This is a genomic window from Tenggerimyces flavus (genome assembly GCF_016907715.1).
Taxonomy (GTDB): domain Bacteria; phylum Actinomycetota; class Actinomycetes; order Propionibacteriales; family Actinopolymorphaceae; genus Tenggerimyces; species Tenggerimyces flavus.
Genome location: NZ_JAFBCM010000001.1, coordinates 496,468 through 514,014, shown reverse-complemented (window position 1 = coordinate 514,014; position 17,547 = coordinate 496,468). Strand labels below are relative to the sequence as shown.

Genomic DNA, 17,547 nt, shown 5'->3' with positions numbered 1-17,547 from the left:
GGTGGCGTCGGCTTCCGGGGGCCGAGGACGCCCTCTCCGGCCGAAGGCCCCCTGGGCGCCGCAGGGCCACCCGACGCCGCCGAGCACCGCGACCCGATGCCGCTAGGCCGGCCACGGCCGACGCGTGCGAGCGGTCGCCATGAGGACTGCGAAGCGCGGCGTGGTGCAGATCGTGCTCGGAACGGTGCTCGGTCAGGGCCTGGTCGTTCTCATCTCACCGATCCTCTCGCGCCTGTACGGGCCGGCCGACTTCGCCGTCCTGCAGGTGTTCACTGGCGTGGTCTCGGTGCTGGCCGTGCTCGTCACGCTGCGCCTGGAGCTCGCGATCCCGCTCGCGAAGGACGACAAGGAAGCCCGTTCGGTCTTCGCCGCCGGCCTCTGGGCGACCCTGATCGGCTCGGTCGTGCTCGGTGTCGCGGGTTGGCTGACCGCGCCCCTCTGGGCGCACGGCCAGACGCTCGACGCACTTCGCGCGGTGTTCTGGATCGTGCCGCCGACCGGCGCCGCGATCGCCGCGTTCCAGCTGGTCTCGGCGCAGCTGATCCGGGGCGAGCGTTACCGCGACCTTGCCGTACGCAACGCGACCCAGGGCGTGGGTACGGCGGCCGCCCAGCTCGGCTTCGGCCTGCTCGGCATGCAGCACCTCGGCCTGCTGCTCGGCACCGGCCTCGGCCGGCTGTTCGGCCTCGCGTCGATGCGGCCGCGCAAGCGGACGGAGCCCGTCGAGAAGCTCGCGGTGGGAGATCTCACCGCCGCGGTGAGCAGGTTCCGCCGGTTCCCGCTGGTCACGACGTGGTCGGCGGTGCTCAACAACCTGTCGAGGTACGCGGCGTTCCCGCTGTTCGCGGTCACCTTCGGCGTGCTGGCGACCGGCTCGCTCGCGTTCACGACACGGCTGCTGGCGCTCCCTGTCACCGTGGTCGGCCAGGCCGTCGCGCAGGTCTACCTCGGCCGCGGCGCGGCCGCACAGCGGACCAACCCGAAGGACCTGCCGCGCCTGACCTGGTACGCGACCGGCCGGCTCGCGCTGCTCGGCATCGTGCCGACGCTGGTCGTGATCATCGCCGGGCCGTGGTTGTTCGGCGTCGTCTTCGGTGACCAGTGGGTGCGCGCCGGCGACTACGCGCGGATCCTCGCGCTCGCGTTCCTCGCGCAGTTCGTGACCACGCCCGCCACGCACGTGTTCAACATCGTCGAACGGCAGGGCCTCGCGCTGATCGCGGACGCCGTACGGCTCGTGCTCGTCGTCGGCGGCCCGCTGCTGGTCTGGCAGCTCGGCGGCTCCGACCTCGCCGGTGTGACGGCGTACGCGGCCGCGGTCTTCGTCTCCTACCTGGGCGTACTCGGCCTGGTCTGGTGGGCGCTGCGCGATGCGGCAAGGCGGCCCGGATCGTCGAAGAAGCCTGACGGCATGTCCGTCAGTCGACCGCATGCCGGTGGCGAAACTGAGCGAGCCGGAGCCGCGTCAGATGAAAGCTAGCCAACTGCAGACGCCCACTCGAAGCGGCTCCCGCGCGCACGCCGCGGCGGCGCCCAAGGACAAGCGAGAGAAGGTCGAACGGATCGGCATCCGCGGCCTGCTCTGGCTGCTGGTGTTCGCGGTCGCGCTCGGTCTCGTCGACTACTACCTGATCGCGCCCAACTTCTCCTACCTCGGCTTCACCCACGAGACGCCGCGGCCCGGTCCGGTCGCGATCCTCACGGTGTCGTACCTCTTCGCCGCCAGCCGGCTGCCGGTCTCGTGGGAACGGCCGTCGACGCTGATCTACTGGATGCTGTTCGCGCTGGTCGTCGCGCCCGTCCACGTGGTGCCGGCGTTCATGATCGACCGGCCGCCGGCGACGTGGGGGATGGTGTTCTCCATCTCCGCCGCGTTCTTCCTGCTGGGCTTCGTCTACTCCGTACGCCCGCAGGCGATTCCGCGCCCCGCGCTACCGCAGAAGTTCTACTGGTTCTTCGTCGTCGGCGTCTGGCTCGCGTTGATGGCCGTCGTCGTCACGCAGTACGGCTTCCATTTCCAACTCGTCTCGCTGGCCGACATCTACGAGGTGCGCAGCGAGTTCCGCGACACCGAGGCCGAGATGACGCGGGTGATGAAGTACGCGTTGCCCTGGCTCGGCTTCGTCGTCGCGCCGCTCGGCATGGCGTACGGCTTCCTCAAGAAGAACTACGTCTTCGTGGCCGCGGGCATCTTCACCGAGCTGTTCCTCGTCGGCGTGAGCGGCTTCAAGTCGCTGCTGTTCTCCTCGCTGCTGGTGGCCCTGCTGGTCGTGATGGTGCTGCTGTTCGAGCTGCGGAAGCTGGGCAAGCTCGTACCGCCGCTGCTCGCCTGCAGCGCGCTCGGCGTGTTCGCCGTCGACTGGCTGACGAACGGGTACTTCCTGTCGTCGATCTTCATCCGCCGGCTGATGCTGACCGCGGGCGTGAACACGAACTACTACTTCGAGTTCTTCTGGGATCGTCCGAAGGCGCAGCTCGGGCACGGTCTGCTCTCCGGGTTCGTCGACTACCCGTACCCCACGGTGCCCGCGAAGCTGATGGGCATCGTCTACTACGGCTCGGACAAGACGAACGCGAACGCCAACCTGTGGGCCGACGCGTTCAGCAACTTCGGCATCTGGGGCGTGCTCGGCTTCACCGTTCTGCTCGCGCTGCTGCTGCTCGTGATCGACGCGACCGCGGTCAATCTCCCACGTGCGTTGGCGATGATCGTGCTCGCGATGCCCGCGCTGTCGTTGTCGAACAGCGCGCTGCTTACCACGTTGCTCACCCACGGCGTCCTGCTCGCGGTCGTGCTGCTCTACCTGATGCCGGTCGAGAGTTCGCCGATAGATGTGCCCAAACAGCGAAAACCTGGTCACCTGGCCGCCGTCCGCCCGTCTGCCAACCGCCTGCCTGCGAAGGAAGTTCGATGACCGACCGTCCCTACCGCGTGCTCGTACTGAACCAGTTCGCGCTGCCCCGTACGGAGAGCGGCGGAACGCGGCACGTCGAGCTCTTCGGCCGGCTGCAGGGTTGGGAGCACCTGATCATCGCGGGCAACCGCAACAACTACTCGCGGAAGACGTTCGAGTTCCGTTCGCCGGAGTTCAGGACCGTGCCGACGACGTCGTACTCGTCGAACGGGCCGGCGCGGATCGTGAACTGGATGTCGTACGTCGTCGGCTCGTTCTTCGTGGGCTTGCGGCAGCGTGACGTCAAGGTCGTGTACGCGTCGTCGCCGCATCTGCTGACGCCGTTCGGCGGTTGGCTGCTGGCGAAGGTGAAGCGGGCGAAGTTCGTGCTCGAGATCCGCGACCCGCACCCGAAGGTGTTCGTCGACCTCGGCTACCTGCGCGAGGGTTCGTTCGTGCACCGGGTGCTGTCGGGGCTGGAGCGCTTCTACTACAAGAAGGCCGCGCGGATCGTCTCGACGTCGGCCGGCTACTCGGCGGACGTCGCGGCTGCGGGCGGGGACGTGGGCAAGTTCGTGCCAGTGACGAACGGCGCGGAGCCGAGCGACTTCGTTCCCTCGATCACGCGGGCGGAGGCGCGGGAGAAGTTCGACTTCTCCTCCGACGCGTTCGTGGGCGTGTTCGCCGGCGCGCACGGGCCGAAGGACGGGCTGGACATCGTGCTGGACGCGGCCGCGCTGCTGCCTGCGGTGACGTTCGCGCTGATCGGCGACGGGATGGACAAGCCGAAGCTGGTGGAGCGGGCTCGCGCGGAGGGCCTGACGAACGTACGGTTCCTCGAGCCGGTGCCGAAGCGGGAGCTCGCGAACCTGTTCGTCGGCTGCGACTTCGGGCTGCACACGATGGCGGCGCTGGACCTGTTCCGGGCGTTGAGCTCGAACAAGTTCCACGACTACCTCGCGGCGAAGCTGCCTGTGGTGTCGAACGTGCCGGGCGAGGTCGAGGAGATCCTCGCCGAGTCCGGCGGCGGGCTGTCCGGGATCCCCAAGGAGGGCGAGGACGACGGCCAGGCGCTGGCGGACGCGATCTCCGAGCTGCGGTCGCGGTCGCCGGAGGTGCGTGCCGAGATGGGCCGGAATGGGCAAGACTGGGTTCAGCGGAACTCGTCACGTACGGTGATGTCTGCGAGGTTGCAGTCCACGTTGGACGCCGTGGTCGGCCGGTAGGCCTTTTGGGGAGGCGATGACACGAGGGATCGGCGCGGTCGCCTGCGCGCTCGCTCTGCTCGGGTCGTTGCTGGGCTGTGCGAACGCGGTCGAGGTGCGCCGTGCTTCGTCACCTTCGCCTTCGCCGTCTGGCTCGGCGGCGGTGAGTACGGCGCCTTTGCCGCCGGCGAAGTCGGACCTGTCGCCCGCCAACGCCGGGTTCGAGGGCGCTTCGGGGAAGTGTCCGGAGTCGTGGTCGTGCTCTGCCGCGGGCGGCGCTCAGGCTGCTCTCTCGTCGTCGCAGAAGCACGACGGTGTGCGGTCTTTGCGCGTCACCGCTCCTTCGGCGAAGGACCGGTACGTGCTGTCCAGCCAGCTGCTGCCGGCCGAGCCGCAGCGGCAGTACGTCACGACGATCTGGCGCCGGTCGGCCTCGCGGGCCGAGGTCGGCAGCGAGTCGATCCGGCTGATCTTCCTCGACAGCGCGCGGCGTTGGGCGGGCGCGTCGAGCCAGCGCGGCACCCGTTCGGTGGCCGACACGTGGGTCGGGCTGTCCGCGCGGGCGGATGCCCCGGCGAAGGCGGCCTACGTCCAGGTCGAGGTGACGATCCAGGGTCCCTCGCCGGGCGTGTTCCTGGACGGGCTGTCCGTACGGCACCGGCCGATCCTCGACGTGTGGGGCGGGACAGGCTTGCAGCGTGGGACGTCGGGGGACACGTTGGTGCTGCAGTTCACGACACCGACGCATGACGGGGTGCACCTCGGCGCGCTGCGGGTGATGGGGACGCGGCTGGCGGTGGAGTCGCGGTCTCGGTTGTCTGGCGGGTTCTCGTACCGGCTGTTGGGGCGGGCTTCGTACGACTCCTCGTCCAAGACGATCGAAGTGCGGCCCGGCGGGGCGGCGAAGATCGTCGTGACCGGTGGGCGGTTTGCCGCGTCGTCAGGGACGGGGTTCGCGAAGGCGATGATCTGGGACCCGGTCGCCGAGGCTGAGTTCCCGATCTTCGTTGCTTTGCAGAACTTCTCGTCGTCGGAGTCGCCCTCGCTGATGGGCTTCGCCAGCACGCTGCTCGCTCGTCGGGCGGTGGACCGGCTGGCGGCCTACCTGGACACGCGGATGACGCCGTCGGGTGGCTGGTCGATCGCGCACGAGCTGTGGCCTGCGACGCCTCGTGAGGATCCGTTGGCGATCTCGTCGCTGACCGAGGGCTATCTGTCGCGGGTGCAGGCCTCGTCGTCCGCTTCGTCGCGTGCGTTGGCGGAGTCGCGGGCGCGGCGTGGGTTGGACTGGATGGTTCGGCACCAGCGTGCGGATGGCGGCTTCGGGCTGCCGTGGCCGTACGGCGCCGCCCAGGGGCACTATCCCGCGCGGGCGCACTATCTGCCCGGGCACAAGCAGCATCCGGCCGGCGAGGCTTACGCGGTACTGACGGCGAAGGCCGGCTTGTCGTTGCTGACGGGCTACAAGGTGCTGGGCGACCAGAAGTATCTTTCGGCCGCGCAGAAGGCTGTGCGGAAGTTGCTGCGGGGGCCTTCCGGTTTCCAGTGGCTGGACGCTGGCCGTACGCGCGGGTCGGTGCCGTACTGCGACCTCGAGCCGATCTTCGACCCCGGCTATCCCGCGGTGGCGGCGCATGACGTCGTTCCCCGCTTGAAGAACACGGCGGTCGAGGTCTACAACATCGACGGCGCGACCCTCTCGTTCATCGCGGCGCTCTACGAGGAGACCGGCGACCAGTCCCTGCTGCGGTACGGCGACGCGCTGGCTTCGAACCTGGCTTTCCGCATGAACCCCAACGGCTCGATCCCTTACGTGTGGTACCAGACGTCGTACAAGTCCGGGCCCTACGCGAATATCGTCTTCTCGGGGCTCTTGACCTATGGAGAGCTGCGGCGCCGTCAAGACTGGATTGACAAGGCGCGCACGGGCTACTCGTGGATGGCGAACAAGGACGCGACGGGGTACTTGCCGAACGAGGCCTACGCGACCAGCTTCGGCCTCGACGTGTCGCTGGACGTGACCCAGTACCTCACCAACGCCGTGGGCACCCAACGCTCCAACGGCTCCTTCAGCGGCGGCACAGCCACCCGCGAAGACGCCGTCATGTTCGCCGTCCTCTCCGCCATGCTCCTCGACGTCGGCGGCTAGCTCGCGGACTCACCTGTCGTGACACACTTGCCCCAGAAGCCGCCGCTTCGCGAAGCGGTTGGAAGTGAGCTCGGGGTATTCCCGCCGGAGACGGGGTCCCGAGCTCGCGCATTTCAGCCGTCGATCACGCCGTCCACGCCGCGCCTCGTTGTCGGTGAATGGCACTGTGGATCAGAGTGGCCCACACTCACCCGCCGTGAGATACTGAGCACAGAAGCCGCCGTTCCTCGGAGCGGTTGGAAGTGAGCTCGGGTGTTCCTGCCGATGTGGTGGGGCCCCGAGTTCGCGCTTTCAAGGCTCGATCGCGATGTCCACAAGCCCGGCAAGGAGCTCGAGATACTTCGGCTCGTCGATCCGTGCGGCGACCACCGCGCCGGCGATGGCATCGGCAGCCCAGAGCAGCGGCTCGAGCTGGCCACGTTGATGAACGAGCCGGAGTTCCTCGTCGACTACTCCGGTGACACGCAACCGGTTGAGATAGTCCCGTTCACGAAGGTCGTTCTTCGGCTCCCGTGCCTCGGCGATGATGTGAGTCACGCGCCGATTCTCAAGCTCATGGGTAAGCCGGTTGAGACACTTTCGCCGGCGACGGTCAGGTCGCTCAGGCGGGAGGACACTCCGCACCACGGCGACATGCAAGGCGGGGAGCTCCACGATGGTCTTGATCACGGCGAGCCGATTCCGACCTGACAGGTCGTACCAGTGGAGCTTCCGTCGGCCAGGCGGACGAAGAGCGTCCATCGCTTCGCGCACCTCGTCGGCGTGCGCGTCCTCGACGAGGGTCGCGGCAAAGATGTAAGTGCCCGGGTCCAGGCGTTGGTTGGACTCGGACTCGTCGACATAGGCACGCCACACGGGCTTTTCCACCGTTCGGTCGCTGCAGCAGGAAATGCGCCAGCGTGGGCGACCAAAGAGGTGGAGACACTGTGCGGTGCGGCAAATTGTAGGTTGGTCCTCCGACAGGTCCCGACAAACAACGCACTGCCACAGAGGAGCTCGATGTCCACAGGAGCGTTGGCGTTCGAGGGCGGGACGCCGGTGCGGACGCGGACGTTGCCGCCGTGGCCGTATGTGGCTGAGGACGAGATCGAGGCGGCCGCCGCTGTGCTCAGGTCCGGCAGGATCAACTACTGGACCGGCACCGAGGGGCGCGAGTTCGAGCGCGAGTACGCCAAAGCCGTCGGCGCCACGTACGCGGTCGCGCTCGCGAACGGCACGCTCGCCCTGGAGCTCGCGCTCAGAGCGGCCGGTGTTCAAGCAGGCGACGAGGTCATCGTCCCCGCCAGGACCTTCGTCGCCACCGCCAGCGCCGCGGTCGCCGTCGGTGCGACCCCGCGAGTAGTCGACGTCGACCGCGACTCCGGCGCCATGACCGCCGACACCGTGAAGCCGGCGATCACCGACAGGACGAAGGCGATCGTCCCCGTCCACCTCGGGGGCTGGCCCGCGCAAATGGACGAGCTGACAGCGCTAGCCGACAGCATCCAGGCCAAGGTCGTCGAGGACTGCGCCCAGGCCAACGGCGCGACCCTCGACGGCAAGCCGGTAGGCAGCTTCGGGCACGCCGCGGCCTGGTCGTTCTGCCAGGACAAGATCATCACCACCGCCGGCGAAGGGGCGATGGTCACCACCGACGACGAGGACATCTGGCGAGCGGTCTGGGAGTACAAGGACCACGGCAAGTCGTACGACGCCGTCTACAACAAGGAGCACAAGCCCGGCTTCCGATGGCTGCACGAGTCGTTCGGCACCAACGCACGCATGACCGAGGTCCAGGCAGCCATCGGAAGAAGGGCCCTGGCAAAACTGGACGAATGGTCCGGAACCAGGCAGCGGCACGCAAAGACGCTAGACGAAGGCCTCAACAGCATCCCCGCACTCCGCGTGACCACCCCGCCGAAGAACGTCAGGCACGCCTACTACAAGTACTACGTCTACGTCCGCCCCGAACGCCTCAACGCGGGCTGGAGCAGGGACAAGATCATGCAAGCCGTCACCGCCGAAGGCGTCCCCTGCCTCAGCGGCAGCTGCAGCGAGATCTACCTGGAGAAGGCCTTCGACACCACCGGACGCCCCAAGCACAGGCTCCCCATCGCACAAGAGCTCGGCGACACGTCACTCCTCGTACACGTCCACCCGACCCTCCAGGACGCGGACATCCAAGACACGGTCGAAGCCATCCAGAAGGTCATGGCCGTCGCCGGACACTGACTGTCACTGAGTTAACCTGACCCGCGATGGCCCCCAAGATTGCAGACAGTGCGGACGTTGACGAGCGCGCCGAGATCGGCGACGGTACGAGCGTCTGGCACCTCGCCCAGGTCCGTGAGCACGCGGTCCTCGGCGAGCGCTGCGTCGTCGGCAGAAGCGCGTACGTCGGCCCCGGCGTCGAGATCGGCGACGACGTCAAGATCCAGAACCTCGCGCTCGTCTACGAGCCCGCCAAGCTCGCCAACGGCGTCTTCATCGGCCCCGCTGTCGTCCTGACGAACGACCACTTCCCGAGAAGCATCGACCCCGACGGCAACCAAAAACGCGGCGGCGACTGGGAGATGGTCGGCGTCACCGTCCAAGAGGGCGCCAGCATCGGCGCGAGAGCGGTCTGCGTCGCTCCCATCACCATCGGACGATGGGCGATGATCGCCGCCGGTGCCGTGGTCACCAAGGACGTTCCCGACTTCGCGCTCGTCGTCGGCGTTCCGGCCAAGCAACGCGGCTGGGTCGGCAAGGCCGGCGTCCCCCTCAAATCCGCCGGCGACAACCGCTGGCACTGCCCCCAAACCGGCGCGACCTACCTCGAGGACGCCGGCACCCTGCGTGAGGAGAACGCATGAGCGCCCAGTCCATCCCGGCAGCAAAGCCGCTGATCGGGGAGGAGGAACGGCAGGCCGTCGACCGCGTCATCGCGAGCGGGATGGTCATCCAGGGCCCTGAGGTCGCCGCGTTCGAGAACGAGTTCGCCAAGCTCGTCGACGGTCGCCACTGTGTCGCGGTCAACTCCGGCACCAGCGCGCTCCACGTGGGCATGCTCGCCGCGGGCGTCGGCCCCGGCGACGAGGTCATCGTGCCGAGCTTCACGTTCGCAGCCACGGCCAACTCCGTCGCGCTCACCGGTGCCACCCCGGTCTTCGTCGACATCGAGCCGGACCACTTCTGCATCGACCCCAAGGCCGTCGAGGCCGCGATCACCAGCAAGACCGTCGGCGTCATGCCCGTCCACCTGTACGGCCACGCGGCCGACATGGACGCGCTGCAGGCCATCGCGGACAAGCACAAGATAGGCATCTTCGAGGACGCCGCCCAGGCGCACGCCGCGAAGTGGAACGGCAAGCCGGTCGGCGCGTTCGGCACGTACGCCGCGTTCTCCTTCTACCCGACCAAGAACATGACCTCGGTCGAGGGCGGCATGGTCGTCACCGACGACGAGAACTTCGCCCGCCAGGTCAAGCTGCTGCGCAACCAGGGCATGGAGCGCAAGTACGAGAACGAGGTCGTCGGCTTCAACTATCGGATGACCGACGTCCACGCCGCGGTCGGCCGCGTGCAGCTCACCAAGCTCGCGGGCTGGACCGAGCAGCGCCAGCGCAACGCCGCCTACCTCGACGCGAACCTGCGCGGCGTCACCATCCCCAAGGTCGCGAGCCAAGCCGAGCACGTCTACCACCAGTACACGGTGCGTACGGACGACCGCGACGCCATGGTCGCGAAGCTCACCGAGGCGGGCATCGGCACCGGCGTCTACTACCCGATCCCGAACCACGAGCTCCCGAGCTTCGGCCTCACGCTCGACCTCCCCGAGACGGCCAAAGCCTGCCGAGAGGTCTTCTCGCTGCCCGTCCACCCGTCGCTGAGCACCGACGACCTCGAGCGGATCGTCACCGAGGTCAGCAAGGCGGCCGGCCTGTGAGCGCCACGCTGAAGGCAGGCCTGATCGGCCTGGGCATGATGGGCCGCCACCACGCCCGCGTGCTGCGGGGCCTGGACGACGTCGACCTGGTCGCCGTCGCCGACCCGATGGGCGACCCGCACGGCGTCGCCGGCAGCCTCGAGGTGCAGCCGAACGTCGAGAAGCTGATCGCCGCGGGCATCGACCTGTGCGTGGTCGCCGTTCCGACCCAGTGGCACGAGGAGATCGGCCTCCAGCTGGCCGAAGCCGGCGTCCACACGCTGATCGAGAAGCCGCTGGCGAGCGACACCAAGGGCGCCACCCGGCTCGCGGAAGCGTTCGAGGCGGCCGGCCTGGTCGGCTGCGTCGGCCACATCGAGCGCTACAACCCCTCGCTGCAGAACCTCCGGGTCCGGCTGGAGCAGGGTGAGCTGGGCGAGATCTTCCAGGTCATCACCCGCCGGCAGGGCCCGTTCCCGAACCGGATCGCCGACGTCGGCGTCGTCAAGGACCTCGCGACGCACGACATCGACTCGACCGCCTGGGTGACGCGGCAGTCGTACACCTCGGTCTCGGCCCGTACGGCCCACAAGAGCGGTCGCCAACACGAGGACCTGGTCGCGGTCGTCGCCCAGCTCGCCGACGGCACGGTCGTGAACCACCTGGTCAACTGGCTGTCGCCGCTCAAGGAGCGCGTCACGGTCGTCACCGGGGAGAAGGGCGCGTTCGTCGCGGACACCCTGACCGCCGACCTCACGTTCTTCGCCAACGGCGTGCAGCCGACCACGTGGGACTCGGTCGCCTCGTTCCGTGGCGTGTCCGAGGGCGACGTGATCCGGTACGCGATCCCCAAGCCCGAGCCGCTGCGGACGGAGCTGCTCGCGTTCCGGGACGCGGTGCTCGGCAAGCCGTCCGATGTCGTCGGTATGCGCGAGGGTGTGGCCATTGTGGAGGTCGCCGAGGCGATCATCGCCAGCGCGGCCGAGGGTCGCACCATCGACCTGAGCTAAGGCGTGGAGCGTCTCAAAGCTATGGTGACGGAGTGCGACGCGGTGGCGCGTTCACGTACGATCCGGGGCGGCCGACCGATCGTGCCTGACAGTTATCATGCGTACCGATCCCGCGACCTCGACAAGGACCGTGCATGCCTCACCTGATCCACCTCGCCATCGGCTTCCCGCCGGCGGCGAAGAGCTCGACGTACAGGTTGCGCGCTACCGCCAACATGTTTGCCGAGCTCGGTTGGGACGTCACGGTGGTCAACCTGCACGAAGAGGCTTGGCTCCGGGAGAGCGGCATTGACCGCAGCCTGCTCGACGAGGTGCACCCCAAGATCGAGATCGTCGAGCTTCCGCACGGCCGGTCTGACCTCGAGCCGAACATCCGGAAGTACAGCAGGTTCCGCGCCCGCCACCCGAACGAGTGGCTGAAACAGGAACGGCAGCGCGAGCTGAAGATCTTCCCGGAGCCGGTGTTCGGCACGCTGCGGCCGGCGCTGGAGAAGGCGGTCGCGGAGATCCACGCCCGCAAGCCCGCCGACCTCGTGATCGCGTCCTCGACGCCGCACACCGTGCTCGCCGCCGCGTGGAAGCTGTGGCAGGACAGCAAGGTGCCGTACGTCGTGGACTTCCGCGACGGCTGGTCGCTGAGCACGTTCAAGGGCATCGAGGCGTTCCCCATGGAGTCCGAAGAGGGCAAGTGGGAGAAGCAGCTGGTGGAGAACGCGCTCCAGGTCTGGACGGTCAACCCGCAGATCCAGGAGTGGTACCAGGAGCGCTACCCGGACCACGCGGAGCGGGTCAAGTCCGTACGGAACGGGTTCGACGCGATGCCGGACTTCCCGCCGTACGTGGCGCGGGACCCCGAAGAAGGCCTCACGATCGGCTATCTCGGCACCTCGAGCTTCACCGCGGGCATGGTGAAGTCGCTGCTGCAGGGCTGGCACGCGGCGCGGATGATCGATCCGGTGCTGGCGAAGTCGAAGCTGGTCTTCCGCGGGCACTTCGGCATCAGCGCCGCCCGCGGCGCGCAGCCGATCCTGCGGTTGATCCTCGACCACGAGGAGGACCAGGCGTCGTACGACGGCCCGGTGCCGAAGGCGCAGGTCGGCGAGGTGTACGCCAGCTGGGACGCGCTGATGCTGATCCTGCCGGGCGGCAAGTACGTGACGTCGGGGAAGGTCTACGAGTACATGGCGACCGGGCTGCCGATCATGTCGGTGCACTCGCCGTACCACGCCGCCGACGAGGTGCTCGCGGACTATCCGCTGTGGGTGCCGCCGCCGGAGCGGTGGGCGCCGGAGCTGGCGACGGTCTCGTTCATCAAGACCGCGCGGATGGTGCAGGCGGCGACGAACGAGGACCGGGAACGTGCGCGGAAGACCGCCGACAAGTTCAGCCGGCGTGACGTGATGATCGACGCCGTACGCGAGGTCGCCGCGGCGACCGGCGGGCTCCCCGACCTCGGTTCGGTGGAGTCGCCCGGCGCGGTGGTGAGCGGAGGCCAGCGGTGACGAACGTCCTGTTCATCACGCTCGACCGGCCGCTGGCCAGTGCGCTGAACGAGGTCGCCGACGAGCTGCACCGGCACTACGGCGCGAACGTGCGGCTGGCGACGTTCGTCGACCCGGAGCAGATCGGCGAGGTGTCGAACCTCGACGAGATCCACAAGGTGAAGCTGCACCTGTCGCACGTGCGCGGCCGGCCGGCGCGCAAGTACTCGCCGCGGTGGGCGTACGTCCTGGTGCGCAACCCGTTCCTGCGCCGGCGGCTGCAGAGGGCCGACAACATCGTCAAGCCGTGGCTGCTCGCGCAGACCGACCCGTGGCTGATGAAGCACGCGCGGGAGGCGGACGTGCTCGTCGCGCTGGACGCGCGTGCGGTCTACACGGTGTGGGAGCTGGCGCAGATCAACACGAAGGCCAAGGCGGTGCGGGGCTTGTACGAGTCGCTCGAGGCTCTGAAGCTGCCGGACGAGCACGTGGCCGACATCGGTGAGCTGGCGAGCCACCTTCCCGCCGGCTCTGGTTCTTCCGGGTCCTCTGGGACTTCGGAGCGATGACTACGTCGACGCTCGAAGCGCTCGCCGTCGTCGCCGGGGTGGGGAAGCGGCTGCAGGTCGCGCCGGTGTCGGCTGCCGACGTGATGGCCGCGTGGGCTGTCGTTCTGCAGGACGAGGGCTCGCTGACGGCGTTGGAGAAGCAGTATCCGGTGATCGTTCGGGCGCTCCGGCACGCGCGCGCCGCTGCCGACGCCGAGAAGCTCGCGCGGGACGTGCTGCCACGGCTGTCGGGCGAGGTGCTCGCGCTGGTGCGGCTGGAGCTGAACGCCGCCCAGCTGGCGCAGGGCGCTGCCGCGGACGACCTTGCTGGTGCCGTACGCGAGTTGCTGGTCTTCGCGGACGAGCACCTGGTCGCGGCTCGGTTCGACGAGGTCGCGGGCATGGTCGTACGGATCAACGAGGCGGTGTTCCACCGCGAGCTGCACGGCGAGGTGGGCGACTCGCCGCTGGCGTACGACACCGATGCCTTCCTCGCTCCGCTTCGGGAGTCGTTGACGTACCAGGCGCTGGTGGCACCGTCCGGCACGCTGGCGGACCGGATCGCGCCGCAGGCCTCGGAGCCCGCGCCGCTGGCGGCCGCTCCCGTTCCGGCGCCGAAGGCTCCGGCCCAGCCCTCGGGCGTACGCGCGTTGCTGCCGACGGACTCGGCGCGCGGGCGGTTCGTGCGGAAGCTGTTCGGCAAGTCCGTTCCCGATCCCGCGCCCGAGCCGGTGGCTGAGGAGCCGGTGGTCGAGGCTCGTTCGGCCGCCAAGCGAGTGCTGTGCCTCAGCAGCGGCAACCTGCACTTCGCCAAGGGCCTGATCGCCGACCTGCGTGACCGCGGCGCGATCGAGACCCGCGTGGTGCAGACGCGCGAGGCCCGCTACCCGCGACGTGGGCACGCGGAGATGATCGCCGACCGGCTCGCCGACGCGGCCGGCCACAAGCTGCCGGCGCTGCCCGAGAAGGTCGCGACCGACCTTGAGTGGGCCGACATCGTCTTCGTCGACTGGTTCGACATCGCGGCCCAGTGGGCGACGGTGCACGTGCCGGCCGGCAAGCAGCTGATCATCCGCGTGCACTCGATGGAAGCCGTGTCGCCGCAGCCGCACCTCGTCGACTACACGAAGGTGTCGGACCTGATCTTCGTGGGCGCCCACGTGCGCGACCTGTTCGTCGCCGCGGTGCCGGCGGCGAAGTCCGCGGGGCGGATCCACGTGATCCCGAACGAGATGCAGCTGGACCGCTTCGGGCTGCCGAAGAGTGAGGCGGCCGAACGGACGATTGCCCTTGTCCAGTGGGGCAAAATGGTCAAGGACCCGATCTGGGCGTTGGAGCTGTTGGCCGAGCTCAGGTCGACCGACCCGTCGTGGCGGCTGCTGATGGCGGGCAACGACTTCCACGAGTCGCTGTTGGCTTCCGCGTACGTCTACCGCGACGCGTTCCGGGCGCGGCTGCAGGAAGACGACGTACGGGACGCGGTGGTGGACGCGGGGTACGTCACGGACCTGCCCACGTTCATGCAGGACGCGGGCTACATCCTGTCGAGCAGCCGGCGCGAGGGCAGCCCGGTGTCGGTGATCGAAGGCGCGGCCTCGGGTGCGGTGCCGATCGTGCGCGACTGGCCCCTCTATCAACCGTTCAACGGCGCCCGCCGCCTCTTCCCGTCGGAGTGGGTGGTGTCCGACGTGGCCGAAGCCGCCGAGCGGATCCGTTCCCTGGACGGCGACGCCCGCGCGAAGGCCGGCGAAGAAGCCCGCGCCCACGCGCTGGAGACCTTCGACTGGCCGCTCATCGCCCCGAAGTACCGCGAGATCTTCCTCGGCAGCTAAGCCACCCGCGCACAAACTGTGGGGTTCTGGTAGCGACACGCTGGCGTGTCGCTACCAGAACCCCACACTTCGTCGGGAGCTAGAGGAAGCGGAGCTCCAGGGACTTCTCCAGCCAGGTGCGGTCCCACGTACCTGCCGCGATGGCGGCGTGCTCGGCTTCTTCGGCGCGGCCCTTCTCCTCGGCCAGCTTGACGATCTCCTCGACCTGCGCGTACGGCACCACGGCGATGCCGTCCTCGTCCGCGATCACCAGGTCGCCCGCCATCACCGGCAGGCCGCCGATCGACACGGGGCAGCGGATCTCGCCCGGGCCGTCCTTGTACGGCCCGACGTGCGTGACCCCGGTTGCGAACGTAGGCGGCGCGAACGAGGCCAGCTCCGTCAGGTCCCGTACCGCCCCGTCGACGACCAGCCCGACGATCCCCTTCGTCGCCGCGTAGTACCCCAACAGCCCGCCCAGGATCGACCGGTCGTTCGAGCCCCCCGCCGCCACCACCAACACATCACCCGGCGTCGCCACCTCGCAGGCCGCGTGGACGACGAGGTTGTCGCCCGGCCGCGTCCGTACGGTCAACGCCGGCCCCGCCACCACCGCACCAGCAGACAGCCCCGCCACCGGCAGGATTCCCGGCGCCCCCGCCCACCGGCCGAACACATCGGACACCAACGACGTCGACAAGGAACGCACCCGCTCGACCACACCGTCCGGCAACGGCGGAGGAACGGGATGAACGACACACACCTGGCTCACGCGAACTCCTCCTCCAGCGGGGACGGCACCCCGAGCTCCACAGCCAACGACGCCAGATCGGCGGCCACCGCCGCCGGAACCAGAACCCCCGAAGCCAAAGCCGAGGCCAACGCGGCCTCCTCCACCTCGCCCGGCACCAACACCCGCGAGAACCCATCGGCGACCGGCAACGCGTGCACGGAATCGACGAACGCAGACACCTGGTCAAGGAACGCGGCCCGCCCCAGGAACGCATCGGGATCGATCACCACGAACAGATGGCTCACCTGCTGCGGCCGCGTCCAGTCCTCGTACATGTCGCCGATCTGGGCGCCAAAGACTCCAGCGAGCAGCGCCCCCGACAACAGGTCGACCATCATCGCGAGGCCCGAGCCCTTCGGCCCCGCGAACGGCAGCACCGACCCCTCCAAAGCGGCACCGGCGTCCGTCGTCGGCACCCCGGCAGCGTCGACAGCCCACCCGGGCGGGATCGACGAACCGGCCTGGTGCGCCAAGATGATCTTGCCGCGGGCGGTGGCACTCGTCGCCATGTCGAGCACGATCGGCGGATCAGACGGATGGGGGATGCCGATCGCCATCGGATTCGTGCCGACCGCCCGCGTTCGCCCGCCGAAGTACACCATCGTCGGCGGCGCGTTCGAGATCGCCAACGCCACCAGGCCATTCGAGGTGGCGCGGCGAACGAAGTAGGCCAATGTCCCACAGTGGTTGGAGTTTCGTACGCCCACCGACGCGAGCCCCTGCACTGCCGCACGTTGGATCGCCAGATCCATCCCCGCCGCCGCTCCCACGTGCCCGATCGCGTTCCCCGCGTCCAGCAACAACGCACCCGGCGCGTCCTTCACCACCGAGGGCCTGGCGGACGCGGACAGGAGCCCAGCCCGCAGCCGTTCGGCGTAGATCCGCGTCCGCGCGACCCCGTGCGAACGGATCCCGCGAGCCTCCGCGTCGACGAGAGAATCGGCAACCAGGGAAGCGGATTCCGCCTCGAGTCCGGCAGCCGTGAGCAAACTGTGTACGTACTGCTCCAGCCGAACGACAGTGAGCCGTACGCCCGCGCTCACGTGTCCGACCTGGCCTTCCGTAGGTGCTCGATCATGAGCGCCTCACCCATGTCGAGGTGGTGCAGCAGGGCCGCCCGCGCCGCCGCGAAGTCGCGGGAGGCGACCGCGGAGGAGATCGCGCGGTGTTCGTCCAGGTTGGCCTCGACCCGACCCACCGCGCCGAGCGACAGGAAGTGCCGCCCGCGGTCGATGTGGTTCTCGATCACGCCGTAGAACTGCTCGAGTCGCGCGTTCCCGCTGCAGCCCACGATCAGCTTGTGGAACGCGTGGTCCTGCGCGAAGTACTCCTCGTACCGCGACGTCGGCACCGGGTGCTCGAACTCGCCGAAGAACTCCCCGATCCGCGCGATCGACTTGTCGTCCGGCTGCCGCGCGAGGTGGTCGATGCCCAGCGGCTCCAACGCACGCCGCAGCTCGAACAGTTCGCGGATGTCCTGCTCGGTGAACGCCGCGACGACCCAGCCGCCGCGACCGCGGGACTCGACCAGTCCGGCGTGCTCGAGCCGGTGCAGCGCCTCGCGTACGGGCGTCCGGCTCACGCCGAGCACCTCGGCGAGCTGCCGGTCCTTGAGCTGCTCGCCCGGCGTCAGCTCACCGCCGATGATCGCCTGCCGGAGGGAGGAGTACGTACGGTCGCCGAGCTGAACGGCCTCGATCGGCTGCAGTGCGCTCATCTCGCCTCCGTCTCCCTGTGCTGACCCGAGTATGCCCCAGAGTATTTGGAATA

General features: G+C 68.8%; 15 protein-coding genes. 11 read left to right on the top strand and 4 right to left on the bottom strand.

The window, feature by feature from the left end; genetic code table 11:
* The first annotated feature begins 139 nt into the window (after nt 1-139).
* Genes JOD67_RS02575 through JOD67_RS02560 form a run of 4 tightly spaced genes read left to right on the top strand, consistent with a single transcriptional unit; the run spans nt 140 to nt 6,248 of the window.
* On the top strand, nt 140-1,480 hold the full coding sequence (locus JOD67_RS02575) for a lipopolysaccharide biosynthesis protein (RefSeq protein ID WP_205114578.1): 1,341 nt from the start codon (nt 140-142) through the stop codon (nt 1,478-1,480).
* On the top strand, nt 1,470-2,915 hold the full coding sequence (locus tag JOD67_RS02570) for a hypothetical protein (protein WP_205114576.1): 1,446 nt from the start codon (nt 1,470-1,472) through the stop codon (nt 2,913-2,915). The genes JOD67_RS02575 and JOD67_RS02570 overlap by 11 nt, the downstream gene beginning before the upstream one ends.
* The gene (locus tag JOD67_RS02565; protein WP_205114574.1) at nt 2,912-4,120 is read left to right on the top strand and encodes a glycosyltransferase family 4 protein; all 1,209 of its coding nucleotides are present in this window, start codon (nt 2,912-2,914) and stop codon (nt 4,118-4,120) included. Before JOD67_RS02570 ends, JOD67_RS02565 begins: the two co-directional genes overlap by 4 nt.
* Nucleotides 4,121-4,136: 16 nt before the next feature.
* Complete coding sequence (locus JOD67_RS02560; RefSeq protein ID WP_205114571.1) at nt 4,137-6,248, top strand: hypothetical protein; 2,112 nt, start codon at nt 4,137-4,139, stop codon at nt 6,246-6,248.
* 291 nt (nt 6,249-6,539) lie between these two features.
* On the opposite strand, the gene JOD67_RS42340 is transcribed toward JOD67_RS02560, so the two are convergent.
* Nucleotides 6,540-7,103 (bottom strand): DUF3800 domain-containing protein, encoded by a 564-nt coding sequence (locus tag JOD67_RS42340; RefSeq protein ID WP_372442318.1) that lies wholly within the window; start codon nt 7,101-7,103, stop codon nt 6,540-6,542.
* A 144-nt stretch (nt 7,104-7,247) separates the two neighbouring features.
* On the opposite strand from JOD67_RS42340, the gene JOD67_RS02550 reads away from it, so the two are divergent.
* The 7 genes from JOD67_RS02550 (at nt 7,248) to JOD67_RS02520 (ending at nt 15,005) form a co-directional block, all read left to right on the top strand.
* The gene (locus tag JOD67_RS02550; protein WP_205114567.1) at nt 7,248-8,459 is read left to right on the top strand and encodes a DegT/DnrJ/EryC1/StrS family aminotransferase; all 1,212 of its coding nucleotides are present in this window, start codon (nt 7,248-7,250) and stop codon (nt 8,457-8,459) included.
* 26 nt (nt 8,460-8,485) lie between these two features.
* Nucleotides 8,486-9,082 (top strand): acyltransferase, encoded by a 597-nt coding sequence (locus tag JOD67_RS02545; RefSeq protein ID WP_205114565.1) that lies wholly within the window; start codon nt 8,486-8,488, stop codon nt 9,080-9,082.
* Complete coding sequence (locus tag JOD67_RS02540) at nt 9,079-10,155, top strand: DegT/DnrJ/EryC1/StrS family aminotransferase (RefSeq protein ID WP_205114563.1); 1,077 nt, start codon at nt 9,079-9,081, stop codon at nt 10,153-10,155. The genes JOD67_RS02545 and JOD67_RS02540 overlap by 4 nt, the downstream gene beginning before the upstream one ends.
* Nucleotides 10,152-11,144, top strand: coding sequence for a Gfo/Idh/MocA family protein (locus JOD67_RS02535; RefSeq protein ID WP_307782251.1), 993 nt, complete (start codon nt 10,152-10,154; stop codon nt 11,142-11,144). Before JOD67_RS02540 ends, JOD67_RS02535 begins: the two co-directional genes overlap by 4 nt.
* A 134-nt stretch (nt 11,145-11,278) precedes the next feature.
* The gene (locus tag JOD67_RS02530; RefSeq protein ID WP_205114561.1) at nt 11,279-12,646 is read left to right on the top strand and encodes a glycosyltransferase; all 1,368 of its coding nucleotides are present in this window, start codon (nt 11,279-11,281) and stop codon (nt 12,644-12,646) included.
* Nucleotides 12,643-13,194: a hypothetical protein gene (locus tag JOD67_RS02525; RefSeq protein WP_205114559.1), complete on the top strand. Its 552-nt coding sequence runs from the start codon at nt 12,643-12,645 to the stop codon at nt 13,192-13,194. Before JOD67_RS02530 ends, JOD67_RS02525 begins: the two co-directional genes overlap by 4 nt.
* On the top strand, nt 13,191-15,005 hold the full coding sequence (locus JOD67_RS02520) for a glycosyltransferase family 4 protein (protein WP_205114557.1): 1,815 nt from the start codon (nt 13,191-13,193) through the stop codon (nt 15,003-15,005). Before JOD67_RS02525 ends, JOD67_RS02520 begins: the two co-directional genes overlap by 4 nt.
* 79 nt (nt 15,006-15,084) lie before the next feature.
* Here the strand turns inward: JOD67_RS02520 and JOD67_RS02515 are convergent, their stop codons facing one another.
* The 3 genes from JOD67_RS02515 to JOD67_RS40990 are packed head-to-tail and all read right to left on the bottom strand — an operon-like array spanning nt 15,085 to nt 17,494.
* Entirely contained in the window at nt 15,085-15,756 is a 672-nt protein-coding gene (locus JOD67_RS02515; protein WP_205114555.1) for an RraA family protein, read from the bottom strand.
* Complete coding sequence (locus JOD67_RS02510) at nt 15,753-16,820, bottom strand: Ldh family oxidoreductase (RefSeq protein WP_205114553.1); 1,068 nt, start codon at nt 16,818-16,820, stop codon at nt 15,753-15,755. Before JOD67_RS02510 ends, JOD67_RS02515 begins: the two co-directional genes overlap by 4 nt.
* A complete protein-coding gene (locus JOD67_RS40990) occupies nt 16,817-17,494 on the bottom strand; it encodes a GntR family transcriptional regulator (protein WP_205114551.1) in 678 nt (225 codons plus the stop codon). The genes JOD67_RS02510 and JOD67_RS40990 overlap by 4 nt, the downstream gene beginning before the upstream one ends.
* Nucleotides 17,495-17,547 lie beyond the last annotated feature (53 nt).